The sequence below is a fragment of the Bacteroides sp. genome, from assembly GCA_036351255.1.
GTDB lineage: Bacteria > Bacteroidota > Bacteroidia > Bacteroidales > UBA7960 > UBA7960.
The window spans coordinates 1-11,183 of sequence record JAZBOS010000015.1; the positions used below are offsets into that span (position 1 = coordinate 1).

Consider the following 11,183-nt stretch of genomic DNA (forward strand, 5'->3'; position numbering starts at 1 on the left):
ACCGGAACCTCCGGAAGTGTTAAAAAGCAATTCAAAGGGATCAATTCCAGCCCACCAAGCAAGATTGGAAATCAAGGTAGAACTGCTGCCCAGCCCCCATTCAAGGGGAAAATCGGTATTGGTCGTAATCCTGAATGCTGCATTCGGCCCCGGGAAGGCTGGGTTCATTTCTCCAGCAACCTTAAGCAAACGCTGGAGGTTTTTGCTGACCTCATTTTCCTGTTCTTCCGGTTCAAAGGTTCTTCCAATGAAGGTATCCCTATACCATTCCCTTCCCCTTTCCTGTGCAATCCAGGTAATGACCAAATCCCCCTTGCCCGGCAGGGTTTCCACTTCCATATCCTGTCCAAAGCGCACAGGTATGGCCAAAACCAGGGATCCCGCCAGCGCCAGGTATTCGCCCGTGATCATAAGCTTACCATTGGAAAAAAAGCGCTGGGGATTCATGGGGCGATGGGTTTATGATTTCAACGTAAAATAGAACAGCGGTATTATCCGTCCTGATTCCTGAGGCTTTTCAGGTAGGCCTCCACCTTTTGAAAAGAAATCGTCTGGTCTTTAAAGAAAATGGCCGTTTTATTCCTTTCTGCGGGGGTTGCCCCAAGCTGGGTCAGGATATTGGGCAAGTGCATACGCATATGCCCAGCCTGGATGCCCGTTGTAGTAAGAGAACGCACAGCAGCGAAATTATTGGCCAGTCCGGCTGCAGCAGCAATCATCATCAGCTCCCTTGCATTTGGTTTCCCAAGCATCTCAAGCGATAAAGCGGCCAGAGGATGCAGTCGGGTCAACCCGCCTGTGGTGCCCAAAGCCATAGGCATCGTGAGACTGAATTCGAACTGCCCGTTCTCAACTTTTGCGTGACTCAAGGAGGCATATCTGCCATCTTTGGCGGCATAGGCGTGGGCCGCGGCCTCAATGGCACGGAAGTCGTTTCCGGTCGCCAGGATTACTGCATCCACCCCGTTCATAATGCCTTTGTTGTGGGTGGCGGCCCTGTGGATATCCTGTTCGGCAATCCTGACCGCAAGGACAAACCTGCGGGCGAAATCCTCTGCAGTAGTTCCCGGTGCAATGTTCGAAAGCCCGGCAACGGGACAGGCGACCTTAACCTCCACCAGGCATTCAGGCGTATGATTGGAAAGGATTGACATTAGCGGTTCGTATTCTGAAGGAGAGAACCCAGGAGTTTGAACGAAATAATCACTTAAGCCACGGGCGCATTCTTCAAGGACGGAATTGATGAAATTGGCCCCCATGGCATCCACGGTTTCAAAGGTCAGATGCAATTGAAAAAAGTTGTCGATCTCCCGGGTCTTATTACGAAGTTCCATCCCGAGGATGCCTCCTCCGCGTTTTACCATATTTCTGGCAATGGGCTCAACCCTTTCCATGAGGAAGGTCTCCATCTCAGGAAAAGCGGTTTCGAACCTATGGTGATCGCCCTTAAAAAGAAAATGGACCTGTCCAACCTTTTGGGTATCGATCACCCTGGCAGTGAACCCGCCCCTGTCGGCCCAAAAACGCGCGGCTGATGAAGCGGCGGCTACCACTGAACTTTCTTCGATGACCATTGGAACAAGGAATGGCCGTCCGTTGATGATGAAGTTGGGGGCCACATTGTATGGCAAGGGATAATTAGAAAGGGTGTTCTCACTCAACTCAGAAAGTACCTGCTGCACCGCTGCGTCGGGGTGAAAAAACGAGCTCAGGGTCTTGTCAACTCCTGAAGGGTCTTCAAAAAGGCTAGCGACCACCTTCCGTTTTTCATCGGGATTGAGCTTCGAGAAGCCTTTGATCAGGGATTTCTGTACCATAGCTGGGAAATGATTTCTCGGGGAACAAAGGTCAAAAAACAATCAACTAATTTCCAGGTTTTTTTATCCAATTTTCCCCACTTAGCATTTGCAATATTAACAAATTCATTCCTTATGCAAACAATCCACCCAAGCCCTTTTAAAAAGAAATATTTCTGAAGGGAAGCATCCGGATAAAATAATTCTACAGAAATTTAGACAAAGAACTACAAAAAACTAGTGCTCTTAAACCTAAGCCAGCGTCAAATCGTTACTTCACCCGCAAATAGGCATAAGCAATTTGCAGACCCTTGACCTGGTATTGAATGAACTGCCGCAAGGTTTCGTAATCATCACGGGCATACTTCAGGAACGATGAAGCCTGACCATAGACCGCCGGTACTTTTGATTTATGGACCAGGTAATACCCATCGAGGTATGAACGCACCCCGCCTGAAATGATCAGTTGTCTGACGTTGACATTCCCGGGTTCGTTTTCCACGATATGGTTAACCATATTGACCATTTGCAAGGCATCGTGGCCGATGCGGGTAAGGGGCTCAAACATTTCCTGTTCCACTGGCTGGGTACGCAGGAGTTCAACCTTAGCGAAGTTGGTACCACCAAAGGCGGCGAATTCTATTCCACCGAGAGGAAGGCTAAGCAACTGGCGCAAGCTCTCATATCCCATCCCCTGCCCCACTTCCTTGACGATGACCGGAAACCCGACTTGCTCGAGAAGGGCCTTTATGGATTCAACTGGTGGTTTTTTCAGGCGGTCGCCCTCAGGCTGAAACCATTCCTGAAATGGATTGACGTGTATAAAAAGACCATCGGCACGCAGTTTTTCCACCAACTCAATGATGCGGTCCACTTGCTTGTCACGCAACATGTCCTCCAACTGATTGATGCCCAGGTTAGCCCAGAGCGGTTGTTCAGGGCCAATGATCTCGCGCATATCAAAATCGGGGAAATATCTATCATCATCGAGCAGGATTCGGCAGGACCCCAGACCCATCCCCATGCCAAACTCTCTGCTGGCCCTTGCCAGGTTCCGGTTGATGATGCCAGCCATTTTGGTGCCTCCCGTCATGCTGGAGACCCATACCGGCAGCTTCATCCGCTTGCCCAGGAAATCCGTTTCAGGAATGGCATTTACCGGATGGGCGCTGAGCATGGGCTCATAATAAAACCGCTGGTCAATGTCCCTGGCCGGGATCTGCGATTCGAACGCGAGGTTGATATGGTCTTTTTTGCGGTTCTCCATACGGGCGGGTTTTATACCCCGTTGTAACGGGCTATTACCATACGCAGGATTTCTGAAGTACCTTCTCCTATCTGCAGCAAACGCTGGTCACGATAAAACCGTTCCACTTCATGGGGCTTGAATACCCCAGCGGCACCGTGAATCTGGAGTGACTCGTCTGCTATCTCACGGGCGATCTCTGAGGTGTATAATTTTGAGATAGCTGATTCGCGGGCAAATTGCATATTGTTGTCCTTTTTCCAGCAGGCGTTGTACAGGGTGTTGCGCGCCAGTTCAATCTTCATGTCCATGTCGGCCAGTTTGAAGGAAACGGCCTGGAACTTATGAATGGGTTGCCCAAACTGCACCCTTTTCTTGGAATGTGAGAGTGCAGCTTCAAAAGCACCCTGTGCCAGCCCAAGGCCGATGGCAGCCACTGAGAGGCGTCCCCCATCGAGGGCATTGAGCATGATCCGGCCTCCCTGACCTACTTCTCCCAACAAATTTGATGCGGGCACCTTGACATTATCAAAGTACAACCTGCCTGTATCGGAGGCCCGCCACATCAGTTTTCCAAACGATCTCTTGCGGGTAAATCCCGGGGTGTCTTTTTCAACAATGATAGCGGAGAGTTTTTTGCGACCATTTTCCTCGCCGGTTACGGCCTGTACAATAACGCCACCCGAAATCTCGCTGGAAGCATTGGTAATGTGCCTTTTCTCGCCATTGATGACCCATTGTCCATCCACCAGTTTTGCGTTGGTTTGCGAGCCCATGGCATCCGATCCTGCGTGTTCTTCCGTCAGTCCGAAAGCCCAGGTCATCCGGCCTGTGCAAAGTTGCGGGACATATTTCTGAATCTGTTCGGGCGTGCCATACTTCATCAGGGGCGCTATGGCCAGAGAATTGATGGCAGCAATGGTAGCGGCCTGCGAGCTGTCGACCCTTGCCAGTTCCTCCACGATAATAATATAGGAAAGGGTATCCAGTCCTTGCCCGCCCAGTTCTTTGGGAACCTGGATGCCAAACAACCCGGCATCTCCCATTTTGGCCGTTAGTTCAATGGAGAACTCTTCGGTCTCATCCAGTTGCGCTGCCACCGGACGAATCTCTTTCTCAGCAAATTCGCGAATCCTTTGCCTCAGGGCATGGTGCGCGTCAGTCAATAGTGGGTGTGTAATCATGAGTTTTGTTTTGTTATGATTCTATAACAATATTTTTTAAAAATGGTTTTCTGAAAAACAAATTTTTGTTAAACTTTTTCTATATTACATTAGACAAGACAACAAGAACCTGGTTATCCTGCACCAACTGCCCGGAATGTACTTCAATTTTCTGAACCCTTCCTTTGCCCATGGCCACCACCCTGTTTTCCATTTTCATGGATTCAAGGATCACCAGGGTATCGCCCTTATTCACAATATCATCGGGTTTTACAATCACCTGGATCACCTTGCCAAACATGGGGGCATGGACCCCATAGGTGCCTTCGAGCACGGGATTGTTATTGATGCGTTTCAGGCTTTCGCGGTTGAGGTGCATGGCGTGCTGCACCAAAAAGGTGCGCCCGTTTTGCTGGATCAGAACAGAGCCGTCATTCATCAGGGTAAAAAATAATTTCCTGATGACACCCGAAGCGTCGATATGCATTTCATGATCCGTTTTCCTGAGCAGGTGGTAGATCACCTTTTTTTCGCTGGGTTCCATATAAATCTGCTCAGGACCGATGGTATGGATGCTTCGGTTGAAATTTTTCCCGTTGATGATGAGCCCGGTGCGCATACACAGGCGCCAGTGGCCCAGCTGGTTCCAGATGGCTTCACCCTTAACCCTCCTGGACCTTCCGGCAAAAACAAAGGCAGCCGTAAACAAATCGGGATCTGGAATTTCTTCAAGTTCCGACAAAAAGCCATCCTGGAGAAACTGCTTGCAAAAGTTGGTATCGGCACTACCATCCATAAATGCCTCCGACTGCAAAAGGGCGACAAGGAAGGGAATGTTGGTCTTGATGCCGTGAATGAGGTAAGCCTTCAAACCATTGAGCAACTTACTGCGGGCCTCCTCGCGAGAAGGCGCGTGACTGATTACCTTGCTGATCATGGGGTCGAACTGGCTGCTGACCTCAGCGCCGTTACTCATCGAGCCATCAATACGAAGATCCTGATCTTTAGGCGTTTTGTAAAAAACAATTTTCCCGGGTGAAGGCAAAAACTCCTTTTTGGGGTCCTCGGCATATACCCTGGCTTCTACGGCGTGCCCATTGATCCTGATCTCATCCTGAGAGAATGAAAGGGGTTCTCCACGGGCAATATTCACTTGTTCTCTCACAATATCTATGCCAGTGATCATTTCTGTCACCGGATGTTCCACCTGGATGCGGGTATTCATTTCCAGGAAATAATGATGGTCGCCTGAAACAAGGAACTCAATGGTGCCCGCGTTAACATACCCGATGTCTTCGGCAATGATCCTGGCATCCCGCATGAGCTTTTGGCGCAGTTTGGGGCCTACATTGGGGCTGGGTGCCTCTTCAATGATCTTTTGATAGCGGCGCTGCAGACTGCATTCGCGTTCAAAAAGCGTAACCACCCTCCCGTGTTCGTCAGCCATAAGCTGCACTTCAATGTGGTGGGGGCTGGCCAGGTATTTCTCAATGTAAACCTCACCATTGCCAAAATAGTTGAAGGCTTCCCGCTGAGCGGTCTCCAGCATTTCCCTGAGCTCATTCGGGTTTCCTGCAATGCGCATCCCCTTGCCCCCGCCTCCTGCGGCAGCCTTGACAAGAATGGGAAAGCCGATCTTTTCAGCCAGCTTCTCCAGTTCATCCGGATTGCCGGTAGCACCCTCGATGAGGGGCACCCCGAGCTTTGCCACCCTGGTGCGGGCTTCCACCTTATTGCCCATCAGACGAATGGCTTCGTCTCCCGGCCCGATGAAGATGAGGCCAGCCTGACGAACCGCCCCTGAGAAGGTATGCGACTCGGACAAAAAGCCATAGCCCGGATGAATGGCATCAGCGCCTGCCTGTTTGGCAACCTGGATGATGCGCTGCTGGTTCAGGTAGTTGTCAGCCAGACTGCTGCCGTGAATCAGGTAGCTCTCATCAGCGGCGGCGACGTGCAGTGCATCCGCATCATCGCCCGAGAAAATGGCTACGCTGCGGATACCCATCTCACGAAGGGTCCGGAAAATGCGGATGGCAATCTCGCCGCGATTGGCCACCAATACTTTTGTAATGGTTCGCTTCATATCATTTGTTTGGCTTTTCCGGCCATACCGGTTCACGTTTTTCCAGGAAGGCCTGCATCCCTTCCTTTGCTTCCTCACTTTCCTGCAGGGAGGTTAACAATTTGGCCGTATAATGACTCAATGATTCATCAATTTCTTTGCCTGCTACTTGCTGAATCAGCCTTTTACAGGCCTTCATTGCTTCGGGAGCATTGGCTGCCATCCTGACTGCCAGTTCAAGGGCTTGTTGTTCCATTTGCTTCATCTCCCCTTGAAAATCCACCAGGCAGTATTGTATTGCTTCCTGCGCTTTAACTTTTTTTCCTGAAAGCATCAGCTGCTTTGCATTGTTCTCCCCAATCCTCCTGATCACAAAAGGGGAGATTGTGGCAGGTACCAGCCCAAGTTTTACCTCGCTGAACGAAAAGATGGCTTTATCTTCGGCCAGCACAAAATCGGCACAGGCTATCAAGCCCAATGCTCCACCCATAGCAGCTCCGTGCACCAGGGCAATCAGGGGTTTAGGAAAATGGTAGAGCGACCGGTAGAGGTTCGCCAGCACCCATCCCGAACGGTCCTGTGGCTGAAGGTCATTTCCCTGGCTCATCCAGCGCAGGTCACCTCCGGCACAGAAATAATCGCCCTGCCCCCTGAGGATCACCACCCGGATGGCGGGGTTTTCTTCCGCTTCTTTAAAAAAATCTGTTAGTTCAGCGGCCATCTGCCTGCTGATCGCATTGCGCTTATCCGGCCTGGCAAGCCAAAGCGTGCAGATAAAATCCTTTACATCAACCGCTATGGTCTCAAACCGTTTCATTGCATTCAAATTTACATCCGGTACACCCCACTTCTGGGCTCGTCATATTTTTTATTCAGTGAAACGGCGATGGCCATGGCCACCACCTGCCGGGTCTGCAGGGGCTCAATGATGCCGTCGTCCCACAGGCGCGAAGTACTGTAATATGCTGAACCTTCTTTTTCGTATTTAGCGAGGATTTCGGCTTTCATGGCTTCTATTTCGGCTTCATCCACCTTTTTCCCGGCGGCTTCCATCTGATCGATCTTGACCTGGGCCAGCACATTGGCTGCCTGCTGCCCACCCATCACTGAAATGCGAGAGCCGGGCCACATAAACAGGAAGTGCGGGTCATAGGCCCGACCAGCCATGGCATAGTTTCCTGCGCCATAGGAGCCCCCGGTGATGATGGTAATCTTAGGTACATTGGCATTGGCCACGGCGTGCACAAGTTTAGCCCCGTCGCGCGCCAAACCAGAGGTCTCATAGGTCTTGCCCACCATAAAGCCGGTGATGTTCTGCAAGAAGAGGATGGGGATCTTGCGGAAGTTGCAGAGCTCAATAAAGTGGGTTCCCTTCAGGGAAGACTCAGCAAAAAGCACGCCATTATTGGCAATAATGCCGACAGGATAACCCATGATGTGTGCAAAACCCGTCACCAGCGTTGTGGCATAACGCGCCTTGAATTCGTGGAAGCGGCTGCCGTCCACCAGGCGGGCAATGATCTCGTAAGGGTCGGTTTGTTTCTTGGGGTCTGACTGGATAATGCCGTATAGCTCCTCGGGGTCATGCAATGGGGGTTCGGGGGTCTTTACTTCCAGCAGCTGTTTTTCGGCGGGCTGGAAGGTCTCGAAGATGCTTCGGCAAATGGCGATGGCGTGCTGGTCGTTCTCGGCCAGGTGATCGGCCACACCTGATTTGGTGGTATGCACCTCTGCCCCGCCCAGTTCTTCCGGGGTGACGATCTCACCCGTAGCAGCTTTTACCAGGGGCGGGCCGCCGATAAAGATGGTGCCCTGGTTGCGCACGATCACGGTCTCATCGCTCATGGCAGGCACATACGCACCACCTGCCGTACAAGAACCCATCACCAAGGCCACCTGAGGGCAGCCCTGTGCCGAAAGTTTGGCCTGGTTATAGAATATCCTGCCAAAGTCATCACGGTCGGGGAACACCTCTGCCTGTTCAGGCAGGAACACCCCTCCCGAATCAACCATATACACACAAGGCAGGTTGTTTTGCAGGGCAATCTCCTGGGCGCGGATATGCTTGCGGATGGTTTCCTTGATATAGGTCCCCCCCTTTACGGTGGCATCGTTGGCCACGATCACGGCTTCCCTGCCCTGTATCACCCCGATACCGGTGATGACACCTGCCGAGGGGAAGCCATCCTTGTATTGCCCGTAAGCCGCCAGGGGCGACAATTCGAGGAAAGGGGTATTGGGGTCAATGAGCAGATCGACGCGCTCACGGGCCAGCAGTTTGCCCCTTGAGCGGTGTTTTTCAACAGCACTGCCAGGGCCACCCTGCAACACACGGTGCATAATGCCCCGATGGGCTTCCAGCAGTTTTAGATAATGGTCACGGTTAGAAAAGAACTCGTGTCCGGGTGGGTGAATATGCGTTGGGATCTGAAACACGGCGGGTGATGGATTTGGTTTCTTTTATCCTCAAAAATAGTTTAAATATTAAAAACAGCCTCCTATTCGCAGTGTTTTTTAAATATTCTACTAAAGAAAATTTCCAGAAATATATCCAAACAAAAAAACATTTCAGGAAGGGCTGGCAAATTCCCGACGGGGAAATTTTTGGCGTATCAAACAAACTATCGTCCTACGTGGCTTGTAGGGTTAAACCTTGAACTTTAAACCTGAAACATTGAACCCCTAACTCCAAACCCCTAACCCCTAAATATTTTCGTAGTCGACCTCCAGCGGCTGGTCGTTCAGGAAGTCGTATAGGGTGAGGCGGCGCATTTCGTAAAAGCCCCTCCAGTAGGTGCGCAGGGCGGCGAGGTAACGCTGCTTCGAGCGGTCTTTCTCTTCCAGGGCCAGGTTGAGTTCAATGATGTCGATGCGGCCAATCAGAAATCGTTCCTTTGAAACGGCATAGCGTTTCTCGGCAATGATATCGGCTTTTTGGGCGATCTCCAGCTGGCTTTTCAGCATATTGAACTCCATCACGCGCAGCAGGACTTCCTGTTCAAAATCTACCAGGGTTTGATTCACGGTGGTGGTCACCAGTTCGCGATTAGACTCAGCCATCCTTACGCGTCCTTTCGAAACGCCCCAGTCGAGGATGGGGATGGAAATCCCCAGGGCCAGTTGCTGCTGATCCAGGGGGTCGCGATACACCCCGGCGAAATCCTCAGAAGTCTGGGTCAGGCCATACACGGCAAAGAGGTCGGCATTAAAGCGGCTGTTAGCCCTGGCCTGGCTCACCTGGCTTTCAGCTTCTATCAAGAGGCGTTGCTGTTCTATGATGTCTGCCCGGTTCTTGCGGGCTTCATCAAGGGCGGCGTAGACATCGATCTGCAATTCGGGGATGTCTTCCGGAGGGATCAGCTCAGGGGATTCACTGCCATCAAAACCCAGGTATGAACGGAAGCGAAACAATGCCCCCTCATAATCGATGCGCGACTGCTCAAGGGTAGCTTCCGAGTTCAGCACGTTCAGCTCCATTTGCAGCAGTTCGTTTTCGGCAATGCGCCCCAGCGAAAAGCGCCCCTGGGCAATGCGGTAAAGGGTGTCGTTGCTCTCGAGGTTTATTTTATTGATCTCCATATTGATCTGGGCCAGCAAAAGGTCGAAAAAGTATTGCGTCGCCCTTACAGAGATGTTCTCCAGGCTTTCCACATATTGCTTTTTTGCTTCCTCATAGCGCAGGGGTTCAATTTGCCGTTCCCATTTAAAGCGGTTGAACCCGAAGATGGGTTGCCGGAAACCAATATTGATCGGGGTAGAAAGAAAGGATACCGTGTTTCCATCGTCGCGTATCAGGTCGATCCGCTGCAAGCCTGAGTTGACAAATAACTGTCCGCCGGTGAGCCCTACCGTTTGGCTCAGTGACAAAGTCCCCGAAGAAGTAGCCAGGCTGCGCCTGACGAATACATCCGTTCCATCGGGCAGGGTCACGGGCGAGATGGTACGGTTCAGGTTAGGGATGGTGGCCTCCAGGCTCAGGTTGGGCAGGTAGCCGGCCCTGAAGCTACGGTATTGCCAGTAACTACCACGATAGCGGTGACGCGCGGAAAGGGCATCGGGCGATTGCTCGCGGGCAATGCCTATCACATCCTCAAGGGTTAACAAGCGACGATCGGAGGCAAAACCTGAAGAGGGGATAAATAGAAACAAGCCTCCAAGCAAAAACAAATAGAACAATACCTTTTTTATCATGGTGGTAAACAGAAATTTTTGATAGTAGTTTCAGCGGTAAAATTACCAAAATATTGCTGTTACCTTTAAAGAATTGTCCACAATGTAAACCAAGATGGGTTCTTTAATTCCCTCAACCGGCCAAAACTATTTTATTAGCTTTAATACCTTAGATATTGTTTTAAATATCTTTTCCATTAAAATTTATTAAATTGCAAAAGGTTTTTCCTACTCACAATGAACCTTTTTTTCGGAAGAAAATAAGCGCTCCTTTAGTTTGAAAATTGAATCAATGAGTAAATAAACACAATTGTTTCCATTCATTCACCAAAAAAACCAAACTTATGAAAAACATTGCCCTGATGGCCCTACTGGCGTTCCTGTTAAGCGCCTGCACCCAACAGCCCAAAGAGACCATTGTAGAGGAAATTGAAAAACAGATTGTTATGGATAAGCCCGCCACCGACGGGGTGTTCATCCACATCTCGGCGGGCTATGATGATCCGCACCGGGCGCTGATGCCCCTGAAGATGGCCACCCTGATGGCCGAAGACAAGGACGTGCTGGTGTATATGGATATCGAGGCCGTGAAGCTGCTGGTAAAGGACGCCCGCGACCTGAGCCACGCCAATTTTGAATCGGCTCACACCTATATTAAGGCTTTACTTGAGAAAAACGTGGGCGTTTATGTTTGTCCCACCTGTTTGGAAGCCGCAGGCTATCAGCCCGAAGACCTGATGGAA

Annotated in this window: 9 protein-coding genes; 1 reads left to right on the forward strand and 8 read right to left on the reverse strand. The window is 50.8% G+C overall.

The features are described from left to right. From V2I46_01010 to V2I46_01045, 8 genes are all read right to left on the reverse strand, one after another. On the reverse strand, positions 1 to 447 hold a 447-nt coding region (locus V2I46_01010; GenBank protein ID MEE4176066.1), incomplete at its 3' end, for a hypothetical protein. A 44-nt stretch (positions 448 to 491) separates the two neighbouring features. After that, on the reverse strand, positions 492 to 1,817 hold the full coding sequence (locus V2I46_01015) for a hydroxymethylglutaryl-CoA reductase, degradative (protein MEE4176067.1): 1,326 nt from the start codon (positions 1,815 to 1,817) through the stop codon (positions 492 to 494). Positions 1,818 to 2,067: 250 nt separating this feature from the next. Next, entirely contained in the window at positions 2,068 to 3,063 is a 996-nt protein-coding gene (locus V2I46_01020) for a hypothetical protein (GenBank protein ID MEE4176068.1), read from the reverse strand. 11 nt (positions 3,064 to 3,074) lie between these two features. Beyond that, entirely contained in the window at positions 3,075 to 4,226 is a 1,152-nt protein-coding gene (locus V2I46_01025) for an acyl-CoA dehydrogenase family protein (GenBank protein ID MEE4176069.1), read from the reverse strand. A 79-nt stretch (positions 4,227 to 4,305) separates the two neighbouring features. Then, on the reverse strand, positions 4,306 to 6,291 hold the full coding sequence (locus V2I46_01030) for a biotin carboxylase N-terminal domain-containing protein (protein MEE4176070.1): 1,986 nt from the start codon (positions 6,289 to 6,291) through the stop codon (positions 4,306 to 4,308). A 1-nt stretch (position 6,292) separates the two neighbouring features. Further along, complete coding sequence (locus V2I46_01035; GenBank protein MEE4176071.1) at positions 6,293 to 7,087, reverse strand: enoyl-CoA hydratase-related protein; 795 nt, start codon at positions 7,085 to 7,087, stop codon at positions 6,293 to 6,295. A gap of 11 nt (positions 7,088 to 7,098) precedes the next feature. Continuing rightward, complete coding sequence (locus V2I46_01040; protein ID MEE4176072.1) at positions 7,099 to 8,706, reverse strand: carboxyl transferase domain-containing protein; 1,608 nt, start codon at positions 8,704 to 8,706, stop codon at positions 7,099 to 7,101. Between the two features lie 267 nt (positions 8,707 to 8,973). Next, entirely contained in the window at positions 8,974 to 10,461 is a 1,488-nt protein-coding gene (locus V2I46_01045) for a TolC family protein (protein MEE4176073.1), read from the reverse strand. A gap of 323 nt (positions 10,462 to 10,784) precedes the next feature. On the opposite strand from V2I46_01045, the gene V2I46_01050 reads away from it, so the two are divergent. Then, positions 10,785 to 11,183, forward strand: a 399-nt coding sequence (locus tag V2I46_01050; protein ID MEE4176074.1) for a DsrE family protein, incomplete at its 3' end; no start/stop codon positions are given.